Annotated in this window: 24 protein-coding genes; 20 read left to right on the forward strand and 4 right to left on the reverse strand. The window is 31.5% G+C overall.

Features of this window, described 5'->3' with window-relative positions; translation table 11 throughout:
• Positions 1-417: 417 nt before the first annotated feature.
• The 12 genes from ACSBPO_RS01550 to ACSBPO_RS01605 all read left to right on the forward strand — a co-directional run bounded on the left by ACSBPO_RS01550 (position 418) and on the right by ACSBPO_RS01605 (position 11,732).
• A complete protein-coding gene (locus ACSBPO_RS01550; protein WP_442598101.1) occupies positions 418-2,394 on the forward strand; it encodes a DEAD/DEAH box helicase in 1,977 nt (658 codons plus the stop codon).
• A 406-nt stretch (positions 2,395-2,800) separates the two neighbouring features.
• Positions 2,801-3,208 carry a hypothetical protein gene (locus ACSBPO_RS01555; RefSeq protein WP_442598103.1) on the forward strand — a complete coding sequence of 136 codons (408 nt, stop codon included), beginning with the start codon at positions 2,801-2,803 and terminating at the stop codon, positions 3,206-3,208.
• A gap of 266 nt (positions 3,209-3,474) precedes the next feature.
• On the forward strand, positions 3,475-4,623 hold the full coding sequence (locus tag ACSBPO_RS01560; RefSeq protein WP_442598105.1) for an NERD domain-containing protein: 1,149 nt from the start codon (positions 3,475-3,477) through the stop codon (positions 4,621-4,623).
• A 96-nt stretch (positions 4,624-4,719) separates the two neighbouring features.
• The gene (locus ACSBPO_RS01565; RefSeq protein ID WP_442598107.1) at positions 4,720-6,246 is read left to right on the forward strand and encodes a zinc-ribbon domain-containing protein; all 1,527 of its coding nucleotides are present in this window, start codon (positions 4,720-4,722) and stop codon (positions 6,244-6,246) included.
• 154 nt (positions 6,247-6,400) lie between these two features.
• On the forward strand, positions 6,401-7,120 hold the full coding sequence (locus ACSBPO_RS01570) for a hypothetical protein (protein WP_442598109.1): 720 nt from the start codon (positions 6,401-6,403) through the stop codon (positions 7,118-7,120).
• Position 7,121: 1 nt separating this feature from the next.
• Positions 7,122-7,859: a hypothetical protein gene (locus ACSBPO_RS01575; RefSeq protein WP_442598111.1), complete on the forward strand. Its 738-nt coding sequence runs from the start codon at positions 7,122-7,124 to the stop codon at positions 7,857-7,859.
• Positions 7,860-8,065: 206 nt separating this feature from the next.
• Positions 8,066-8,404 (forward strand): hypothetical protein, encoded by a 339-nt coding sequence (locus ACSBPO_RS01580; RefSeq protein WP_442598113.1) that lies wholly within the window; start codon positions 8,066-8,068, stop codon positions 8,402-8,404.
• A 298-nt stretch (positions 8,405-8,702) separates the two neighbouring features.
• A complete protein-coding gene (locus ACSBPO_RS01585) occupies positions 8,703-9,269 on the forward strand; it encodes a hypothetical protein (RefSeq protein ID WP_442598114.1) in 567 nt (188 codons plus the stop codon).
• 104 nt (positions 9,270-9,373) lie between these two features.
• On the forward strand, positions 9,374-9,958 hold the full coding sequence (locus ACSBPO_RS01590) for a hypothetical protein (protein ID WP_442598116.1): 585 nt from the start codon (positions 9,374-9,376) through the stop codon (positions 9,956-9,958).
• Positions 9,959-10,046: 88 nt separating this feature from the next.
• Positions 10,047-10,871, forward strand: a complete 825-nt coding sequence (locus ACSBPO_RS01595) for an ATP-dependent DNA ligase (protein ID WP_442598118.1) — start codon at positions 10,047-10,049, stop codon at positions 10,869-10,871.
• 200 nt (positions 10,872-11,071) lie between these two features.
• Complete coding sequence (locus ACSBPO_RS01600; RefSeq protein WP_442598120.1) at positions 11,072-11,254, forward strand: hypothetical protein; 183 nt, start codon at positions 11,072-11,074, stop codon at positions 11,252-11,254.
• A 136-nt stretch (positions 11,255-11,390) separates the two neighbouring features.
• Positions 11,391-11,732, forward strand: coding sequence for a DUF4181 domain-containing protein (locus ACSBPO_RS01605; RefSeq protein WP_442598122.1), 342 nt, complete (start codon positions 11,391-11,393; stop codon positions 11,730-11,732).
• Positions 11,733-12,162: 430 nt separating this feature from the next.
• Here the strand turns inward: ACSBPO_RS01605 and ACSBPO_RS01610 are convergent, their stop codons facing one another.
• Positions 12,163-12,351 (reverse strand): Spo0E family sporulation regulatory protein-aspartic acid phosphatase, encoded by a 189-nt coding sequence (locus tag ACSBPO_RS01610; RefSeq protein WP_442598124.1) that lies wholly within the window; start codon positions 12,349-12,351, stop codon positions 12,163-12,165.
• 106 nt (positions 12,352-12,457) lie between these two features.
• On the reverse strand, positions 12,458-12,790 hold the full coding sequence (locus ACSBPO_RS01615) for a YolD-like family protein (RefSeq protein ID WP_442598126.1): 333 nt from the start codon (positions 12,788-12,790) through the stop codon (positions 12,458-12,460).
• 106 nt (positions 12,791-12,896) lie between these two features.
• On the opposite strand from ACSBPO_RS01615, the gene ACSBPO_RS01620 reads away from it, so the two are divergent.
• Positions 12,897-13,223 (forward strand): hypothetical protein, encoded by a 327-nt coding sequence (locus ACSBPO_RS01620; protein WP_442598128.1) that lies wholly within the window; start codon positions 12,897-12,899, stop codon positions 13,221-13,223.
• A 75-nt stretch (positions 13,224-13,298) separates the two neighbouring features.
• On the opposite strand, the gene ACSBPO_RS01625 is transcribed toward ACSBPO_RS01620, so the two are convergent.
• On the reverse strand, positions 13,299-14,459 hold the full coding sequence (locus ACSBPO_RS01625) for a copper amine oxidase N-terminal domain-containing protein (protein WP_442598130.1): 1,161 nt from the start codon (positions 14,457-14,459) through the stop codon (positions 13,299-13,301).
• 361 nt (positions 14,460-14,820) lie between these two features.
• Between ACSBPO_RS01625 and ACSBPO_RS01630 the strand changes: the two genes are divergently transcribed.
• From ACSBPO_RS01630 to ACSBPO_RS01640, 3 genes are read left to right on the forward strand one after another with little or no spacing between them, the layout of a single operon-like run.
• Entirely contained in the window at positions 14,821-14,955 is a 135-nt protein-coding gene (locus tag ACSBPO_RS01630; RefSeq protein WP_442598132.1) for a hypothetical protein, read from the forward strand.
• 23 nt (positions 14,956-14,978) lie between these two features.
• On the forward strand, positions 14,979-15,125 hold the full coding sequence (locus tag ACSBPO_RS01635; protein WP_442598134.1) for a hypothetical protein: 147 nt from the start codon (positions 14,979-14,981) through the stop codon (positions 15,123-15,125).
• A 28-nt stretch (positions 15,126-15,153) separates the two neighbouring features.
• On the forward strand, positions 15,154-15,345 hold the full coding sequence (locus tag ACSBPO_RS01640) for a hypothetical protein (protein ID WP_442598136.1): 192 nt from the start codon (positions 15,154-15,156) through the stop codon (positions 15,343-15,345).
• A gap of 182 nt (positions 15,346-15,527) precedes the next feature.
• On the opposite strand, the gene ACSBPO_RS01645 is transcribed toward ACSBPO_RS01640, so the two are convergent.
• Positions 15,528-15,947, reverse strand: a complete 420-nt coding sequence (locus tag ACSBPO_RS01645; RefSeq protein ID WP_442598138.1) for a hypothetical protein — start codon at positions 15,945-15,947, stop codon at positions 15,528-15,530.
• A 192-nt stretch (positions 15,948-16,139) separates the two neighbouring features.
• On the opposite strand from ACSBPO_RS01645, the gene ACSBPO_RS01650 reads away from it, so the two are divergent.
• The 4 genes from ACSBPO_RS01650 to ACSBPO_RS01665 all read left to right on the forward strand — a co-directional run bounded on the left by ACSBPO_RS01650 (position 16,140) and on the right by ACSBPO_RS01665 (position 20,021).
• Entirely contained in the window at positions 16,140-17,000 is an 861-nt protein-coding gene (locus ACSBPO_RS01650; protein WP_442598140.1) for a DUF7662 domain-containing protein, read from the forward strand.
• Positions 17,001-17,033: 33 nt separating this feature from the next.
• Positions 17,034-17,399, forward strand: a complete 366-nt coding sequence (locus tag ACSBPO_RS01655; protein WP_442598142.1) for a hypothetical protein — start codon at positions 17,034-17,036, stop codon at positions 17,397-17,399.
• A 325-nt stretch (positions 17,400-17,724) separates the two neighbouring features.
• Complete coding sequence (locus ACSBPO_RS01660) at positions 17,725-18,660, forward strand: PD-(D/E)XK nuclease family protein (protein WP_442598144.1); 936 nt, start codon at positions 17,725-17,727, stop codon at positions 18,658-18,660.
• 26 nt (positions 18,661-18,686) lie between these two features.
• Positions 18,687-20,021 carry a hypothetical protein gene (locus ACSBPO_RS01665; RefSeq protein ID WP_442598146.1) on the forward strand — a complete coding sequence of 445 codons (1,335 nt, stop codon included), beginning with the start codon at positions 18,687-18,689 and terminating at the stop codon, positions 20,019-20,021.
• Positions 20,022-20,286: the final 265 nt, after the last annotated feature.

A 20,286-nucleotide genomic window follows, 5' to 3' on the forward strand; every position in this document is an offset into this window, starting at 1 on the left:
AGGGTTTGGAGGAAATGGAATGGGGAGGAAGTGTAATCTAATAGATATTTTGTAAATAACAAGGAAATGCAGGAAGATGTTGACAATAGTCAAAGTTTGTAGTATAATGTTGCTATAATTTTATATAATTTCTGCAAAGTTCATATTCTAATTTTTCTATTTTTCTATTATTATTTATTCTTTTAATTAGCCATATATAGGCTGATATACGTAGCTTTACATTTTTTGCAGATCAGTATTTCTACTTTAAACTCATGGGACAAGTATGTCTTGAAGTGATGTAGGAATAAGGATTTTTCTGTAATTAAGAATGTAAAACTATATATATCAGTCTTTTTTGTGTTTTTTAATTACCAAAAATTAGTGTAGGTAAGGTAACAAAAAATTTGGCTATTACGGAGTTGGAGGAAAAGAAAAATGGAAAAGTTAAGTAAAAAACAATATGCAGGAACAATTCAGGTTCGTGAAGAAAGAAATCCGATTGAACCATATTTACATCAAAAAGAAGCATTGAAAGCCTTGGATAAGGCGATTGGAAATAGTGAAGCGGAAAGATTCTCAGGATTGTTAGTGTTGCCAACTGGCGGAGGTAAAACACAAACAGCAGTCCAATGGGTGCTTAGAAATATTATCAACTCAAATAAGAAAGTCCTTTGGATAGCTCACAGACAGGAATTATTAGAACAAGCCTTATTATCAGTTAAAAAGAATTCCTTCTCAATCCTAATTAATAAAAGAAAGAGCTTTAATTACAGAATTATTTCAGGCAAACATGATAAATGCCGAAATATAAAAAAAGAAGATGATTTTATTATTGCAAGTAAAGATAGCCTGTATAGAGGAAAAGACCATCTAATAAAGAATTGGTTGAATCACCATGATGATATATTTCTTGTTATTGATGAAGCCCATCATGCCACTGCAAAAACTTACAGGAAAATAATGGAGGTAATAGATAAAAGGACTAATAGGTTTAGAGTATTAGGCTTAACAGCAACACCTTTTAGAACAAAATTAGAGGAAAGGGGATTATTGAAGAAAATCTTTCAGGATGACATAGTTTACGAGGTTTCATTAAAATCTTTAATAAGTAGAGGAATTCTTGCAGAACCTATTTTCAAAGAATTAAAAACAAATGTAGATATGAGATTTAAACTAAGTGAAGAAGATATTAATACTATTGAAAAGTTGGACAGCATCCCTACAGATATCGCTGAACATATAGCGGAAAATAAGATAAGAAATAAAAGAATTGTTCAAGAGTATATTGATAACAAAGAAGAATATGGAAAACTACTGGTTTTTGCGATTAATAAGATTCATGCAATTGAGTTGAATAAATTATTTAATGACAGAGGGATTAAATCAGAATACGTTATTTCATCCGACAATGATATTGTAGATGATAGTGGTTTGTCTAAGGAAAACAAAGAAATTATTGAAAAGTATCGGGAAAATAAATTCGACGTGTTGATAAATGTAAATATCCTAACAGAAGGAACTGACATACCCAATATACAAACTGTCTTCTTGACAAGACCCACCACATCGGAAATATTAATGACTCAGATGGTAGGAAGGGCTTTAAGGGGAAAAAAAGCTGGCGGAACTGAAAAGGCATTTATCGTTAGTTTTATCGATCGCTGGAAAAACATGATTGCATGGATTAATCCTAAAAAGCTATATAAAGGTAAATGTGTTTGGAATGATTCGTCGAATTGTAATGTAAAGGCAACACCGAGACTAATTTCTTTAAAGAAAATAGAGGAATTTATAAAAATAGCCGATGATTCTGTGGATACAACTGAATTGGAAAGTGTGGATTTTATTAAAACAATTCCAGTAGGTTTCTATTCATTTTCACTATCGATTCCTGATGAAAATGGGGAACTATTCAAGAAAAGTTGTGAAGTATTGGTTTATGAAAACACACAAAAAGCATATCAAAAATTACTAAAATCATTACCTCTTTGTTTTGAATCGGGTGAGCTAAAAGATGTTAAATCTGTAGAGAAAATGGGTTTAAAATTATTTGATCTTCCTGTTGTGGATAATTTCCTTCATGAATTAGGAACGATTCACAGATATGCAGTTGAAGATTTAAAGGATCTCATAAGATACTATGCTATAAATCGTTCGGAACCTTCGTTTTTGAAATTTAAAGACAGAGATAAATACGATATTTCCAATGTTGCTCAATATATATATGATAGCGAGTTGGGCGGTAAAAGGAAGAAAGAGTATATTGATAAAATTTGGGAAGATGAAGGGTACTTCAAAGTGTATTTTGATTACAACAAACTCTATTTTAGAAAATGCATTGACATAGAGATCCTGAAATTAGAAGATCCTGAAATATACTCCTCAGTGCCTTTTGAAAAGGCAGTAAGCTAATTCGAGTGATATTATCTGAAATCTATGCCATTCCCAAATTAATAAATTTTAACAAGGGAAAACATATTGATATGGAGTGTGATGGCGATAGGGGGTATGTAGTATCTTACTATTCAATTGAATCAGGAGCGTATCATAGATTCGCTCCTCGGTTCAATTTTTGTCGAGTAAAAAGTCTGAGAGGAAAGCCGTAAAAAGGAAAATGAATCACTTAGTCTGTTAGAGATCAGTAGTATCAGGTTAAACAGGGTTCGACACCATAGCTATTGTTCTGGCAATTGTTCTGATATAGTATGAATTCATAATCATAGATGAATCCCTCATAGGATGTGTTTATCCTTTCTCTTCAAGCACTCCCATCTGATGCTTAATACAAACTAACCCCCCATATAAAGGAGACCTCATTATGAACGAATTACAATTCACCTCAGCTATTACCCAAACTAAAAATCTTGAAATCAGTATCAGTAGATTTGTTGTAGAGTGCTACCATTACACAAACAAAGACTCCGATAAAGTCGCAGTCAATTTAGCAACAGTTTTATTATCCAATGTTATCCCACTTCAGCATTTGGTAAATGTTGTATATCTTAATCAAGACGTGGATTATTACAACGAAGTACCTAAGCAGATATTCCGTCACTTAGACACGCTTGATGATGCTCTTGAAGACGTAGCGAATGAAGGATATTTTATTCACAATGAGTTGCATCATGTATCGAATCAATTCATATATACTCGCCAATTGCTTTCCGATTTATTAGGGAACGATAAAATAAGGGAAAGTGAATCTGATGATTCTATTGGATTCTGAGATAGACATTGAAAAAAGGGAATCAAAAGGCGTAATCGGAACGCCATTTGGTTCTTTTTTGTGCGATAACAAAGGAGAATAGAAAAGTGTAATAGAAAAATTGAGTAAGTAGGGGATTAAAACCGTTGTTTCATTTAATTCATGGGTAATTTACATACACATTTTGACATCCATACTCCGAATGAGTGTAATTAGAAGAGAACATGTTTGAGAGATTTAGAAATGGTATAATTACATAAAAATGTAAAAAAAGATAGGTGTCCCAAATGGCTATTTTTAAAGGAAGAGATGATTTAATAAAAAGTCTACAAGAAGCAAAACGAAATCAGGATAAAAAAGGACTTGAAGCCGAAATTAAAGTTGGAGATATTCTTAAAAAATACCTACCAGAAAATACATATATAATTGCACAGCCAGATATAGGAGAATTACATCCTGATTTTTTAATTATTAATCCTCATTATGGTTTTAGGATAGTTGAAGTGAAAAACATCAATATTAATAATATAGAGGGTATTTTATCTAACGGGGTTTTACAAACAAGATTCGGCAATAGAAATCCATTAGCTCAGGTTAAATCTCACGTAGATGGATTAAAAAATTACTTGATTTCAAATCATCCAAATTTAGGGTTGGGAGATCCTTATAAAAGTATTGGGTATTGCGTGATACATTTAGGGTTTTCAAAAAGAAGTTTTGAATATAAATTTGCAAATCAACTTAATAAGTGGTCATCAGAAGATAAAAGGGATTATTTTAAATATCACTTATTTTCTGAACAGCTTGATAGTGGTATTGTTAATGCCATCGAAAGAGCCACCAAATTTCAAGTTAAGGGTTATTCTCTTACTGATAATGCTCAAATGGAAATAGTTGAGAGTATTAAAGTTTCCCATATTAAGATGGATGAAGATGGTTATTTTGAAAGATTTAATGATCATGAAGAGAAAATAGCACTTGTAAATGCTGAGCTTAATCAAATAAAAAAGAATATGCAATCATATCAAATTAATAGTAAGCAAGAAGAAATGATAGTAGGGAAGAAGAGGAATAAATTTATTTTCCTCATTTACCCAATAATAATAGCTTTATTTATAATTGGATTTACAGTATTCAAAGCACTTGATGCTGACGAAATTGGAACAGAAAAGGTTCTTAGTAGTTTTGAAAGCCTGGATGATAGAACTGAGGGTTATATTGAAGTAAAGGCAAAAGTTACCAGATTCTATTATGATTCAAATAGTGATACTAAATTCCTTACACTATCAGATGGAGAACTGGAAATCGAAGCCGTAATCTTTAAGAATACTAAGGTTCCATTTATTGAGGAAGGGGAAACATATATATTTGAAGGTAATATACAACCTTCAAAGAATCAAAAGGGGAATGAAATAAAAATAACTGGCATTCAATAAATGTTTTATGAAAAACATAGATTTCACAATGGGTTTAATGCGATATGTTTAGTGATAGCATAAAGAAATCTACAGCGTAATTATATGGAGATAAAAATGAAGAATAAAAGAGGATTTATAGCAGAGGAATGCCCCAACCTAATTGAAGAATGGCATCCATCTGAAAATAAAGAGAATACCCCATTCAATGTAAGAGCTGGTTCAGATAAGAGTGTTGTTTGGCGTTGTAAAGAATGTGAGCATATTTGGGAAACGCAAGCAAAGAGTAGAGCAATTAAGAATACTGGATGTCCAAAATGCCATGAAAGATATAATGTAGGCTTTCCAGAACTTGCGATATATTTTTATATCAAACAACTTTTTGTAGATGCACAGCTAAATGCTCCTATAGAGGGGATAGGTAAGTATAAATCTGTAGACGTATTTATCCCTTCTTTTAATTTGGTCATAGAGTATGATGGTGGACATACCCATAGGGAAAGAGTAGTAATCGATAAGGAAAAGAGCCGTTTATTAATAGAAAATGGATATCTGTTAATAAGGATCAGAGATAATGGATTATCGTCTCTTGAAATTGAAGGAGTAAAAGAATATCTATATGAACGTACTTCAAATAAAACAGTTGGGAATATGATTAAACATCTATTATCGATGATTAATGAACAGTATAAAGGTTTTACCAATGATATTAATAGATTGATAAAAAAGGTTAATGTTGATATTGATAATATTCCTATACTTGCTCAAATTCCACCAATCATAGAAAAGGACAACCTATTAGAAAAGTATCCAGAAATAGAAAGTATTTGGGATTACGATAGAAACTACCCTTTGAGACCAGAACATTTCAAGCAGTATTCAAATTTTAAGGCTTGGTTTATTTGTGAGCAAAAGCATTCAACTTTAGCCCAAATCGGTAGTAAAGCACAAGGGCATGGGTGTAAGGTTTGTGATGGTCAAGTAGCAAGAGAAGAGTATAACTTGGAATTATTATTTCCACAGATAGCAACAGAATGGAATTCTGAGAAAAACAACAATGCTTCACCGAATAAATATTTACCATTTTCAAATCAACTTGTGTTTTGGGATTGCCCTAAATGTAAATCGACATACGATAAAATAATCAATGAGCGAACAGGTGGGGGTGAGGGATGTCCCTATTGTGCAGGTAAAAGGGTAAATGAAACTAATTGTTTATCCAAAACACATCCCCATCTTGCAATTGAATGGGACTATAATAAAAATGATGACCTGACACCAGATAATGTCACAAAAGGTTCTCATGAAAAAGTATGGTGGTTATGTGAGAGAAACCATAGTTATCCTGCTGTTGTATATAGTCGTGTTGATGGAAAGGGCTGTCCAACTTGCTATGAACTTTATGGTCGATTTGCACCAAAAAAGGTAAAGAGAGAAAGATCTTTAGTAATAAAAAAACCAGAAATTGCAAAGCAATGGCATCCAACCAAAAATGGTAATATCCGCCCTGATGAAGTTGGAGCATTTGCAAGGGAAAAATACTGGTGGCAATGTGAGAATGGTCATGAATGGAAAAAGTCTCCTAACAGTAGAAGAAGTGCGAAATGTAATCTATGCAAAATTAAATATATCTACGATGTTTGATACTTTGTCAATTGAAAAGAAAAATTAATACACTATAGCCCCCAGGAAAATTAAACAGGGAGCTATTCAGGTATCTAACTCGCACTCTATACTCATTTTTATAATCTCTATTCATTGAGGATGCTTCATATTTATATTAAGAGGGGGGATCAGCTTGGATTTTAATTTAGATTTTTCTTTTAATGTCATATCTATTTTAACTGGAATAATAGCATGGAGTTTTGTAGCATTTTTTGCTTATAGAATATATAAAAAACAAATAGTCAAACCAAAAGTATGGAAGGTTATGGTGGTAATACTTATTGGTCTTTTTTCCTTCTCAATTAATTGGAATATATTTGATACGATAATTAAGTTTCCCATTTTACCTCTTGGAGTATGGATATTGTATTTTGTCTTTAAAGGTAAGAACGAGAAGTGGCAAAATTATCGAGCTTTTGCCTGGTTAGGTTTTTGTGCAAACTTTATTTTCTTGGTATCTACTTTTATAACAATTCCAGTCCATCATGTCATATACCCCAAAAGCGAGCCATCAACCTACATTTCTAATATTAAGAATGCCTCAATTATTAATATTCACCCATCAGCAAAGGAACGTTTAATTAATAAAGAGAGTCTGGTAAAACAACTCCATACAATGGAACAAGAAAAGATTTATAGCGATCAGTGGTACGAAGATACATATATGAATACCGAATCGAATAAGAAAAACGAACGGTTTCCATATCAACTTATAGGAACTTCATCAAAATGGGGAAGTGGTCTTCACGCAATTATTTACATTGAAGACGATGGAAAAGGAATTTTAGTATCAACATCAAAAAAACAATTTTATTTTCGCTCTGAAGAGACGCTGATTGAAGGAGGAAAATAAAATGATGAAGAAAAGATTATTGTTTCTTATAGCGGTAGGAATATTTCTATTGTTTATCGTATATTGGTTTTATTTTTCAAAGCCAACTCCACTTCCAAGTAATGAACAAATAGTTGAAGAGATTAATAGCGTATTTCCAGAAGCGGCCGCAAATTTCATTCAAGACACTATTACAGTTGAAGAACGTTATGTTTTAGTGCCTTATATCTCAAATAAAGGCGAATACGGTTTAAGCTACTGGGCATGGAAAAAACATAATTGGATTGTAGAGTCAATTGATACAAGAGGGGAACCAAAGGTATGGAAGATTGATAGAAATGATCCTTCATCGTTCCATCTTGTTTGGAATATTCATCCTAAAGACCACTTGGGTTCTATTGATTTTTATTTAATCAGAGATAGAGGGTATCATATCACTAATGGAAATGAGTATTATTATCCAAGAATACAAATGGAGAAAAAAGTATCCTTTCAAGAGAAATCGTATGGTTTAATGCAATTACCAGAGGATTGGGTAACATTTATAAAAACTTCTGCAAAAGTAGAATCAGCAAAACAGCCTAATTTTTTATCTCACAATTTCTTTCCCGACCAAAATATGTTTTTTGGTTGGATTCCATATGATCAAACTAATAAAGAAGTCTTTCCAGAGGGTTCTGTAAATAGTAACAGTTACTCCAATGGTAATTTAACTTTTGAGTATGTCATGATATTGAATAAAAAAGAATTAGAGTTTTAACTGTTAAATTAATGAAATTTGAACAGAGGATATCCTTTCTTTTAAGAAGCCTAAGATATTCACGATTTACCCACAGGTTATCCACATTCCCTCTATATCTATATTGAATCAAACAAATGTCTATAAATGATCACATTTAAAGAAAATAGTTGATGGGATTTGTCTCCTTATTGTCGAATATTGTATAAAAAGGAGGCTTGCTTAAAATGGATACCAATTTATTATCAGTAAATGTTGATAAGGCAAAACGCAGGATTGATAAGCTACAGAAACAAATTGATGAATTACAATGGTTTATAACTTGTGCCGAAAATTATAAACCAATTAGCTTTAAGGGAAAAGTCATCAAGCATTATGCATATCAGGGAAGTATATTGAAAACGTTTGAAATAATAAAAACAGATCCAGATTTTGAAATTGGTAAGGAAAATATCTATAAGGCGATTGATATTACTGAGATTATAGATAGTAAGCCGATGGATGATTTGCATTTAATGGTACGAAAAATCTATAGAATTAATAAAAAGAATGCAAAGGGGAATTAGGGAGAACCCTGGGTTATAAATACAATTGCTTTATCCTATACTTCAAAATGGATGATTATAGGTAAGTTATATGCACTCTTAATATGGTGGAAATATTCCATTATTTAGGGTAAAATAGATATAATATAATAATATTTTTACTGGTGACGATAATGGGATATCTAATTCAAAAGACAACAAAAACAAATAAAAAAATTCAACCCTTACATCTCTAAGAGATGTGAGGGTTTTTTTATGAAAAAATATTTTACCAAAATTACAATTAAGTATGAGTTACTAAAAATTTGGAGGGATTTGTATGAAAGCAAAAGGGAATACAAAACGACTGATAAAAACGAATTTTTGGGAGGGTTATGAGGAGAAAGTTCCTAAAGAACTGAAGGAAATGATCTTTGAGCAATATTTGAGTAATGATACACTTTTTATTTATTGCGATGCTTCAGGGAAATTGCACTGCCAAGAAATGTCTGTAGCTTGCTCTTATGTACAAGGTGCTTCGGTTATTGTTAAACAAAAATTTGTTTACCTTCCAACGGATTGCATAAATAAAAATATCTATGGAGAAATGCAGTCCATCTTTTTTACTTTAATACATTTTACAAAATATATGATGCCAGGTTGTAAAAGTGTAATCATTTTTTCAGATGTTAATGAGATTGAAAATATTTTAAATAACCAAAAAAAATTTGAGAATCTTTCATTAAGGAAAGCACAGTCAGAACTGATTTTACTTTATCATAAAGCGAAAAAGCAGAATCCAAACATATCTATTGAGATTAAATATTTACCTACAGAACAAAAGTTATATAACCCTTTCTATAGAGCCTCCCACAATGCGGCCTATGACATGTTACATAGAAGATAAGAAACTAACAAAACTTGCTTAATGATAAATTAAGATATCGTCACTTAATAAGTAGATAAAGAGTAGAGTAAGATGCTATATTTTCTTATCTATTAGTAGTCAAATTGATAGATGTCTTTCAAAAAAATAAAAAAGAAAAGGCAGGAAATGAAATGAGTAACCTACATAATTTTGAAGAGGTTGTTAGAAAAGCAAGAGCGGATATTTGGGGCATCATTATCAATTTATTTAGTAAGAATATAGATATTGATACGGTAATTCATATACTTTCATTTGATAAAGAAGAATTAGAGGAATTAGAAGAGACTATACAAGGGAAAAACACTGATGTAGCAAGGAACATTGCAATTAGTCTTGCAAAAGATGCTAATGAGCTTAACCTGACTGCACCTATCATTGAAGAGAAAACAGGTGTGGCTCAATCTGAATTTATTAATTTTATGAATCAAAACGTTGGAGGAATAGACATAAGGAAGCAAGCGAAGGAGAATGTAGGTATAAAAGCAAAAAATAGAGTGAGAGCAAGAGGGATAACAAAACTACCTGAATCCTACAAATCTGAACTCTCTAAAGAGAATGAACGAGCTATTAAATTATTAAGAAGCATATCAAACAACCATACTTGTAGACCTATGTCTGTAAGAATGAAGTTTAGTGACTTTGATGAAATAAAACATCTGCTTGATTAGCTTTTATAAGTTGGAGTTCAGAAACAAGGTAGTAATTACCATAAGGGGTTTTAAAGTATCATGTTAAAATAGTCATGAGGTGGTTAGTATGTTTATTTCACCAATGTTATTACACAAATCAGAACAACCTTTTGATGACGTTTCCTATATAACTGAATTAAAGTTAGATGGATTTAGAACTATCTGGACAAAATTTGATGATAAAGTGAGAATATATACCCGTCATAATAATGAGATTACTTCCAAGTTTCCAAAATTGGTGAATCTTCCTCTTCCCAATGGGACTATTCTTGATGGTGAAATTGTAGTTACAGACGAACAAGGGCGACCAGACTTTGAGGCTGTTATGGAACGTTTTATCTCCAAAAATTCACACCATACGATTTCATATTCAGTTTTTGACATCCTATATTTTGAAGGTAGAAAGATTACAAGTTTACCTCTGATAAAGCGGAAGGAGATTCTGGGAGAAGCAATCACCGAGGATACGCCTTTGTTGAACAAAGTACAATGGATTGAAGGAAACGGTGAGCAATACTTTGAACTGATAAAGCAATATGATTTAGAGGGAATCGTTCATAAAAAGGCATTTTCAAACTATCAAATAAATAAGCGGTCTCATGATTGGCTGAAGATAATAAATTACAAATTCGAAAATGTCTATATTTCTGGGCTGAGAAAAGACGAGTTTGGACTTCTTCTAAACTTTGAAAATGGGAAGTATGCAGGTTTATTGGAATTTATGGCTCCGCAAGGTCGTAAAGCGTTTTACAACCAATACAAAGACCTTATTGTTGATGAGAATGATTCGTTCCTTTATCTTGATCCAAAGTTGAAAGCAATAGTGAAATATAGAAACCTAACAAAAAAAGGTCTATTGAGAATACCTTCTTTTGTTGAATGGGTAAGTTGACTAAGAGTGGCAAAAGTGGTCGCTCTTTTTTATTCCAGTAAATAGTTTGTTATTGATTACAGCAAATTGATTATTCAAGATAATTAATGAAAATATCCCCAAATAGGCTACCTTATATAAAGTTTTAAAACATTCATAATGTTGTCACAAGGATATTGTCGATTTATATCTAATGATATTTGTAAAAGGAGCTGTTATCAATGAAGATCGGTGACAAGAAGATGTTTTTATATATCCCCAATGTTGGGTTTATTAATGGGGAAGAACCCGTAGACAATATTGTTAAAAAAATGGAGCAAGTATTAATAGAAAAAGGATTTGAAGAGGATAAAATAGCTGGACTATTAACTGGGGTTTGGGAATTTGGACTCTACGAAGATTAAACTCTCTTGACTGAGGGTTTTTTTATTTACATTGCTCTTAAAGCAGGTAACGGGAAGGTTAGTTAATTAGAGGATATAGTTTAAACCTTGTCGAATAAAACTTTGATTAATACAAATAGAAAGGGTGCTACAATAAATGAATATATTATTACTAATTATAGTATTTCTTATATACGGATTAATATCTGACTGGTTATTAAGGAGAGCCTTAAAAATAAATAAGAGTAATTGGGCTTTTTATAAATCTGTTAATACTACTCATAAATGGATTGAACGGATAATATTTATTGGATTCATGATCTTATTATGGTTTGTTGAAGATACTTTTCTTTTGATGATTGCCTTCTTTTTTACCCTATTTACTGTTCGTGCTTTTATGGAATGGAAATATGAAAGAATGAGAAAAGAATATTTGGTGACTCTGTTTTCTATTATTAACTTAATATTATTTTTAAGCATGGTAACAATTTTTAGTTAGAAAATAGATACTAAACTTTTTTATAACTAACGAAGGGTTAATTTTATAAAATGGATAAGCCTTATTAGAAACTCATTTGAAATAGGAGATAGAGGAATGGAAAAAGAGCAAAAAAATGTAAAGGAACCCAGTCTTATTAAGAGTATAATAATTGATATTCGAGATTCAATTTTATTTGATTTAATTTTAAATATCCTATTTTTTATCCCAAGAATACTATTTCGAGTTATTAGGAATTTTTGGTAATGTCCAAAATATAATTTAAGAACAGTTAGTATTAAGAGAAAAGAAATAAGTTGATATAAATAGCTGTTAGGAATGTGGGTTTATTGGAAATATCTATTAAGGAAAGCACATATTACAGGGTTATTTTAGAATTTCATTCGACTTTAGAGGGCTATTCTTCATTGTAAAAAATAGCCTTTTATTTTTAAATGGTCAATTCCCTTGATTCTGTTAATACTTGATATTGATAAAGAAAATAATCCAATTCTTGACTTGCTTTTACCGTTCGGTCATGATTTAGACCTAATTTTATCCCTGTATTAATTAAATCAAATCTTAAAAATTCTATATAAACCCTCAATTCTAAAGGTGATAAAATTAATGTAGTTTTCATTTTAGTACCCCTATTTATAAATATGACAAAACACTTTATGAATATATCATTAAATTAATCACAATTGTTGTTAAGTATATCACAAAATATGGAATTTTCCCCTTTCTTATTTAAGCTCGATCCCAACAATATTTTTAAAACTGAGTCTTACTATAATTCCATCTTTCTCTTCTAAATATAGGATGCAATTGATTTCATCAAGCCTGTGTATCAAGCCACTGTATTCTTCAAAAAATCCATCCTTCCAAACTCTTATCTGTACTGGATGTGCGTATTCTATAGCTTCGTAAATAATTTCATTGATAGCTAATAGTTGGTATTCATCTAAAATAGGCATTTTTTCCTTCTGATCATCAGCTTTAAGGTTATTTATCATTTTTACATGTTCAGGTATAAAATACGCCGAGTTCCATTTGATTTTCCCTCTATCACGAATCATATTATCAAACCACCTTTTTGTTTATTATAGAACAAATGTTCGGTATTATACATAAGGGATTTTTTATTCTGACTAAAACACATCACTGGCATACGTAATGAAGGCGATGGAAAATCCTGATCAAACGATGGAAGAAATTGAACAATCCCTATTGGCTAAGACCGAAGAAACACCTGTAGAACAACAAGAGGAAATTGAGCCTGTCCTAACCATTGTAGAGAAGCCAGTGGTTGAAAAAGAAAAGGATAAGAAAAACGTCAAAAAAGCTCCTGCTTCTAAGAAAGCAACAACCGATAAGAAAAAGACCGTCAGAAAAGCAACGGGAAAAGCATCAGATAAAAATAAAGAAGTGAAGAAAGAAACAGCAAAAACTCGCAAGCAACAAGTCGAAGAGTTACAGAAAGAGGCAGAAGAAGCATCTTCCGCTTCCTAATCATAAAAAGAGCATCCTGCGAATATGCGGGATGCTTTTTTTAATATAGCGATTTAACTCTATATTTAATATTTTTTACATTTTGATTGAACCAGTTTGTGGTTGAGTATATACTCTGTAACCTTCACTTTTGTAGAAATTAAAATCTATCTCAGCAAACCCACCGTTTGATGGATCGTACCACTTGTTTCCTATTAGAACTATCATAAATGAATGTCCAGTTCTGGCTAACATAGATGTGTTAAAGCCAAGAGCATCAAATACTGCGGAATAAGTATTACCATCTGCATCGCAATCTGTTAATTTACCTACTAATGCATCATATGCTGACCTTGGTTTTCCATCATCAACAGTTTTCGCTACTTCTAAAAGAGTATTTGATACTTTATAGGCTCTATACGCATTCATAATCGTTTCTTTCTTTACTCCTACTTGAACTAATTCTCCCAACTTACTATCTAATGCATATAAAGCAAGTTGTCTTTCATCGTTTTCTAAATCATCAACATTACCATTCCATCTCGCACCGTTAAGATATTCGGTGAAATAAATATTAAATTCATTTAAGCTCTCAAAACTTTTAGCCTTATTATCTTTTACTGCCTTATTCACGATCTCCATTACCTTATTGTATTCAGCCTGACTCTTTACTTCATAAGTGTGTCTACCATAATTAACTGTTATCCCATTCACCACTTGCTTAGTAGAAGATGGTGTTTTAACCACTGTTTTACTGGTTAAGGAAGCAGTATTCGTTTTGCTGTCATACTTGGCAGTTACGCCTAATGCACTTCCTGCAAAATCTAAGGCAACCATAGTGGTTTTATTAATCGTTTGGGCATTAGCAGACATTTTTACAGTCTTGCCATTTACCACTGCGGTATTCTTGTTTAATGTCACCACAATTTTCGATTTAGATTTCGTTGCGGTTACTGTACCTTTCTTACTATCAGAAGTAATCTTGTAGCCAAACTTCTCAAATACGCTCTTCATTGGAACCAAGGCTTTTCCACTTTTTAATACAGATGATTGTGGAAACTTTTGTTTCGTCTTATTGATTACCGTATTAATGTTTTTGATGTTGGATACAGGAGCTTTGGTGCTTGCTGATACAATGTAATGCCCAACAAAGGCTTCTGTTGCAAATAATGAACCCACTAAAGCAAAGCAGATAAATGCTTTTTGAACACTTTTTAAACTCATAATCTTTGTCATATTTTCAAAGCCTTTCATCATTTTTATTAGTTATCTCACTTTCTTTCATTCTACCTTATATAGTAAAAACTACCAATATTCTAAAAGGGATTTATAATAAAAAAGACCTATAAAAGTAGAATGTGAACCAGTATAATTAATGGCTTTTCCATGTGTGAGAAAAGGAAGATGTAGGTATTATTGACTAAATAGATAACACGTTTTATAATAGCGATACCAACTCAAATACACCAAAAATTGTAAAAGGTGATTGTGATGAAAAATTGCCAAATCTACAAATTTATATTTAAAAGTTTTTACGCCTATTCTCTGTGAATAGGCGTTTCTTATTTTTAATGGTGTTGTCTGAGAAACATGATTAGAAACCAGGAGGAATTGGAAAATGGACACTTTAATTGAAAAGTTAGTTTCAAAGGGATATATGCAGAACATTGTAATTACTGTAGCGTCTAACATTATCATCTTAATGGTCGGTCTAATGGGTGGTTTCCTATTAAAACAATTGTTCTTTAAGTAATGAAAGTAGAGAGGAGTATATAAATGGTGAGTAAGAGGGCAAAAGTACAACGTAAAAAGAAGAATAAAAACCCAGATCTATATCCAGTGACCAAAATTGAAAATTTTGGATTTAGTAAAATTCTAAGTCGTATTGATAATGCAATAGAAATATTGAGCAGAAGAAGTTGAGAAGCGGGAGTGATAGGTGGGTGAAAATGTGAATGTTCTTCAAGTTGTTATGCTAATTATTGTTTGTGGTTTCATCTTATCTATATTAAAAATTGATCAAATATTAAAGAAAAAGGAAGTAGATTTTGATACTCGCAGACAAGTATCAAAATTCATATTAATGTTTGGTGTCATTGTACAATGTTTGCTAACCATTGTTTTAGTGAAGTACAGCTTATAGTTAGATTTAGTAATAAAGAGAATATCTACTATAGGGGTTAGCAAATGGGTTCGCTTTTTTCTACTTTATATAATTTCCAATAACTCATTAATTGTGGTTTCAATTACAAGTAAGAGCCTGCTAAAAAAGTAGGCTCTTTTTATCTATTAGTTATCTAAACTTTTGCAATTAAAGAATATTTTTTAATACAAGACTCCAAAGTTTGAACTGGCACAACCATGACAAGTATCTCGATCAAATCTATGTTCTACTGGTACATTTTCTCCGCAGAATTGGCACTTCCTATATTGCCTTTTCCTTGAATTGATAGTTTTCATGAGTAGGTCAAGAATCATCTGTTGTTTTTCTTCTTTACTTAATGACTCCAAATCCTCCCATCTCACTGTATATTTTTTATACTTACCAATAGCTGGCGTATGTCCATCCACCCATTGAGTAGCTTCAAATCCAAACTCCAACCCTTCATCAGTAGTCCGAATATATACTTCTGGTTCATCAGCAAATGCCTCTAACTTAAAGTAATATGGGATGTTCTCTGTTGTTTTCTCATGAACTTTTAATGAAACAATCCATTCAAGTGCTTTTGTTTTTAATGATTTCATATTGTTCCATCCTTTAAATAAAATAATACTTTTCATTGTAATTATAGCATCATCAGATAAGCACTTCTTATGGTTGATTTTCCCTAATAGAGTTCAAGGGTTTTGTAAGTTCATGTCGAATAGGATATGTGGAAGAAGTACATTAAAGTGTTTTTATATTACATAAAAATTAAAGAGTAGCGGGTGTGGAAAATGAGTTCAGTTGCAGGAAAGTATCTTCCTTTGCAAAATTATTTAAAGAGTTTAACAGATACCAATGTTATTTTGTCATTTCATGAAATGGAAGAGATTTTAAAAGCACCATTGCCAAACTCAGCCTATAGTTATCAGGCATGGTGGGTGAACAGCAAAACAGCACATTCTCACTCTGCAACATGGCTTGATGCGGGATATACAGTAGGAAAGGTTATATTCGGTAAATCTGTACAGTTTATTAGAAACGAAAAAGATGATAGTCTCTATGAAAAGGAAGAAGTAACTCAGATAGAGAGAAATAATAGTTTATCTAATGAAGAGATGGACTATATCGAAAACTTATCTACTAAGTTAGATAAAGTTAGAGCATTCTTAACGAATGAATTGGCAATCGATTTTTCTAAGGAAGGCTTAGTTGATCAGTATGAAACATTAAAAAATTTCAGAAGAATTATCGGGAATATAGATAATGATATGAGTTTCATTGGTTGCCTATTAATAAAAGAGTTTCTTAATCAAAGATACACTTTTTCTGAACTAAATATGGCTTTAAAACCACAAGGATCACCTGGGTTAGATGTTGATGAAACAACCATTGAAGGAAAAAGGATAATTGGTGAGTTGAAGACCACGTATCCCTATAAAGAGAATGACCTTGGTGCAAACCAAAAAATTAATTTCGTTAAGGATTTTGAGAAGTTACAGCAAAATGTAGCAGATTCCAAATACTTTTTTGTTACTGAAGGTAAGACATTTAATATAGTACAGAATAAATATGGTCAATATCTAAATGGAATTACACTTGTGTTACTTCCAGAAGCTCTATCAGATGAAGAGTTTGTTATCACGTATAGATAAATTTGGGTTATTTAATCAAATTTGGAGGCTACTATGGATTTTGATATACACTTATCACCTTTTTTTGTTATATCTTTTTTTGTTATATCTGTAATAGGAAATACAATTCAATGGTTTTTACAAGTAAATGAGGAATTTGAGGAACAAGAAATTATTAAAAGTCGTCAAATATCTTTGCTAATTATCGGGGTTAGTGTGCTAACGCTTGTAACCCTTCCAACACCAGGGGTTGGGGGTGTTTATACACTACAGAGTGATGGAAATACAATAATTGGATCGATTGCTTGGTTGAACTTTATTAGAAAATTTGCGGTATTAATTGGCTGGGTATCCGCAATTAGTTTTACCATAATGCCACTTGTACTATATATCAGTAAACGTTTTTCAAAAACACACTAAAATAAAATTGAGTATAAAGACACACAATTAAAATATTATTGAATTAAAGGGGAGTTAGTGAAAGAAGAAGTTTAAATTAAGGGTGAAAATAATACATTTCACCATCAATTAACCAGTATTTGACAAGTTGAAGTCAGTGGTGTAATATGGGAACAAATGTTTCTGAGAGGGTGCATTTATTTGTTTCAAATAATAATTAAACTAATTATAAATACCCATATAAAAAGAGCCGAAATCTAAATAGGATTTCGGCTCTTTTCTTTTTGGAAAAAATATTTTACCTCTTCTCACAAACAATACATTGCAATAAAAGGAGGAAATATGATTGGTTATTCAAGAATACCCTGTATTTTCATGGTCTAACTCACGTCATAAAACAGCCCTGGAGTGTGCTAAAAAGTATTATCATTCTTACTATGGATTTCACAATGGCTGGTTAAAGGATTCAGATGCAATTACAAAACATATCTATCGTCTAAAAAAATTAACCAATCTTGAAATGTTTGTGGGGGAAAGGGTACATAAATTTATCGAGGATACTGCAAAGGGTAAACATCTATTCATTAGTGAGAAGGAAGCGTTTAATCATATTTGGATACAAGTTGAAGAGGTTATTGATTGTTCGTTTAGTGACTATAACAAATGGTTCGAAAAGCCAAGCAGAATTAATATGCTTCATGAAGTTTACTATGAAGATAATGTTTCTAATGAAAAAATCTCTAATTTAAGAGAGCGACTAATTGTTGTTATACATAATCTCTACGAAAACGAAATTTTTGTCGAATTGCTACAAAAGAAGATTAATGTTCATCCTCACACAGAACAATTTCGTTTTATGAGTAAAGACGGGATAAAAATATGGTTAAGAGTAGACTTACTTTATAGAGATCGAATTACAGGAGATAACCTTATTTTAGTAGATTGGAAGACTGGAAAATCAGATGATAATGATAGAAACCAACTTGCATTGTACTCACATTTCGTATCCAAAGCATATAAAGTCAGTGAGCTTAGTAAGATCAAGATAAGAAACGAGTATCTTCTAAATAACGAATCCAAGTCTTACTCTGTTAAACCAATTGATATTGATAACATGAAAGAACTGATAAATATGAGTATAAATTATATGCAGAGTTTTCTTGAAGAAGTAGACAAAAATATTCCTCTCCCATCATCGTGTTTTAGTCAAACTTCTAATCAAGAGGTATGTAGGCGGTGTAATTTCAAGGAAATGTGTGGGATAGATGTAAAGTATCTTTAGCATAAATACATTTAAGGATGGGAAGTATGCCAAGAAAATTAACAATAGAAGAATTTAGGTTAAGAATCTTTAGGTTAGTGGGAATTGAGTATGAGGTTATTGGAGAATATTTTGGATGGGACAAACCTGTAAGGCTAAAACATACAGTATGCAATCATGAATGGGCAGTATTCCCAAATAATTTTTGTAAAGAAAATGGTACACGATGTCCAGAATGTAATATAGCAAAACAACGTAAAACACAGGAACAATTCATTGCTGATGTAGGGAGAATATGGGGTAATGAGATTACTGTTATTGGTAGTTACGGTAAGAACAATAAAGATCCTGTCTTGGTAAAACATAATATATGTAGTGAAGAATTTGAAGCGGTTCCAAACTATTTATTATTAGGGGAAAATAGTTGTCCAAATTGTAAGCCCAATGCAAAACTAACCACTGAGAAATTTAAAGAACGACTATTTGCCAAAAAAGGTCACGAAATTATTGTTTTAGGGCAGTACGTTGCAATGGATACACCAATTTTAGTTAAGCATAATATTGAGGATTGCTCTTTTGTATGGCGAACAGCACCTACTAATCTACTTCATAAAGGTACATCGTGTCCAAGTTGTGCAGGGAATTTGCCATTAACCCATCAAGAATTTATTAAGAGAGTTTTGAAAGTTCATAGTGAAGAATATATCATCTTATCAAGATATATAAATATGAAAACCAATGTGAAGGTAAAGCATAACCTATGCGGAAAAACATATCTTGTTAATCCTAATTGCTTTATAAACCGTATTGATGGCTGTAAAAAATGTAAAGGTTTTGAAAAAAATCATGAGGAATTCGTCATAGATGTATTTAATGCAGTCGGTAAAGAATATACGGTGCTTGGTGAATACATAAACAATAAAACTAAAATAAGAATGAGGCATGAGGAATGCCAACATGAATGGTCAGTAAAACCTAATTCCTTTTTATCTGGAAGTAGATGTCCCCGTTGTATGGAATCAAAAGGGAACAAGAAGATATTAGACTATTTGGTAAGTAATAAGATTGATTTCAAAAGTGAATTTTGGTTCGAGGATTGTAGATATATAAGACCACTCCGATTCGACTTTGCTATATTTCGAAATCAAGAAGATAAAGATAATAATAAGCCTTTGCTATTAATTGAATTTCAAGGGAGTCAACATGAAAAACCAGTTAAGGTTTTTGGAGGCATAGATGGTTTTTTAAAAATCAAGCGTAACGATAAAATAAAGACTGAATATTGCAAGAAAAATAATGAAAAATTAGTTACTATCCACTATAGTAAACTTAAAAATATTGATAAATATTTGGATGACATTCTAAGGAATCACCTAAAATAAAATTGGAGGGAATGGGAAATATGCAAAAAGAAGATATTAATGAGCTTGGTTATATACTGGCTGAAGACATAGACAATGAATCTGCATATGCAACTGAAGTACAATATGAGGAATGTTAAAATAAATTTTTTCTTATAAAAATGGAATCTACAAAAAAGTCCTGAAAAAAATAGGGCTTTTTATTTTTGTTTTTTCAAAATGTTTTCCTTCTTAACTATGAATAATGAAAATGCATTATATCTATAATCTAATGTTTTAATAAAAA

The organism is Neobacillus sp. D3-1R (genome assembly GCF_052180215.1).
Classification (GTDB): domain Bacteria; phylum Bacillota; class Bacilli; order Bacillales; family Cytobacillaceae; genus Pseudoneobacillus.

What these genes read in the sequence shown, in the direction of transcription:
- ACSBPO_RS01550 (WP_442598101.1), top strand. Translation starts at nt 418, where the DNA reads ATGGAAAAGTTAAGTAAAAAACAATATGCAGGAACAATTCAGGTTCGT.
- ACSBPO_RS01555 (WP_442598103.1), top strand. Translation starts at nt 2,801, where the DNA reads ATGAACGAATTACAATTCACCTCAGCTATTACCCAAACTAAAAATCTT.
- ACSBPO_RS01560 (WP_442598105.1), top strand. Translation starts at nt 3,475, where the DNA reads ATGGCTATTTTTAAAGGAAGAGATGATTTAATAAAAAGTCTACAAGAA.
- ACSBPO_RS01565 (WP_442598107.1), top strand. Translation starts at nt 4,720, where the DNA reads ATGAAGAATAAAAGAGGATTTATAGCAGAGGAATGCCCCAACCTAATT.
- ACSBPO_RS01575 (WP_442598111.1), top strand. Translation starts at nt 7,122, where the DNA reads ATGATGAAGAAAAGATTATTGTTTCTTATAGCGGTAGGAATATTTCTA.
- ACSBPO_RS01580 (WP_442598113.1), top strand. Translation starts at nt 8,066, where the DNA reads ATGGATACCAATTTATTATCAGTAAATGTTGATAAGGCAAAACGCAGG.
- ACSBPO_RS01585 (WP_442598114.1), top strand. Translation starts at nt 8,703, where the DNA reads ATGAAAGCAAAAGGGAATACAAAACGACTGATAAAAACGAATTTTTGG.
- ACSBPO_RS01595 (WP_442598118.1), top strand. Translation starts at nt 10,047, where the DNA reads ATGTTTATTTCACCAATGTTATTACACAAATCAGAACAACCTTTTGAT.
- ACSBPO_RS01600 (WP_442598120.1), top strand. Translation starts at nt 11,072, where the DNA reads ATGAAGATCGGTGACAAGAAGATGTTTTTATATATCCCCAATGTTGGG.
- ACSBPO_RS01605 (WP_442598122.1), top strand. Translation starts at nt 11,391, where the DNA reads ATGAATATATTATTACTAATTATAGTATTTCTTATATACGGATTAATA.
- ACSBPO_RS01610 (WP_442598124.1), bottom strand. Translation starts at nt 12,351, where the DNA reads ATGAAAACTACATTAATTTTATCACCTTTAGAATTGAGGGTTTATATA.
- ACSBPO_RS01615 (WP_442598126.1), bottom strand. Translation starts at nt 12,790, where the DNA reads ATGATTCGTGATAGAGGGAAAATCAAATGGAACTCGGCGTATTTTATA.
- ACSBPO_RS01620 (WP_442598128.1), top strand. Translation starts at nt 12,897, where the DNA reads ATGGAAAATCCTGATCAAACGATGGAAGAAATTGAACAATCCCTATTG.
- ACSBPO_RS01625 (WP_442598130.1), bottom strand. Translation starts at nt 14,459, where the DNA reads ATGATGAAAGGCTTTGAAAATATGACAAAGATTATGAGTTTAAAAAGT.
- ACSBPO_RS01630 (WP_442598132.1), top strand. Translation starts at nt 14,821, where the DNA reads ATGGACACTTTAATTGAAAAGTTAGTTTCAAAGGGATATATGCAGAAC.
- ACSBPO_RS01635 (WP_442598134.1), top strand. Translation starts at nt 14,979, where the DNA reads ATGGTGAGTAAGAGGGCAAAAGTACAACGTAAAAAGAAGAATAAAAAC.
- ACSBPO_RS01645 (WP_442598138.1), bottom strand. Translation starts at nt 15,947, where the DNA reads ATGAAATCATTAAAAACAAAAGCACTTGAATGGATTGTTTCATTAAAA.
- ACSBPO_RS01650 (WP_442598140.1), top strand. Translation starts at nt 16,140, where the DNA reads ATGAGTTCAGTTGCAGGAAAGTATCTTCCTTTGCAAAATTATTTAAAG.
- ACSBPO_RS01655 (WP_442598142.1), top strand. Translation starts at nt 17,034, where the DNA reads ATGGATTTTGATATACACTTATCACCTTTTTTTGTTATATCTTTTTTT.
- ACSBPO_RS01665 (WP_442598146.1), top strand. Translation starts at nt 18,687, where the DNA reads ATGCCAAGAAAATTAACAATAGAAGAATTTAGGTTAAGAATCTTTAGG.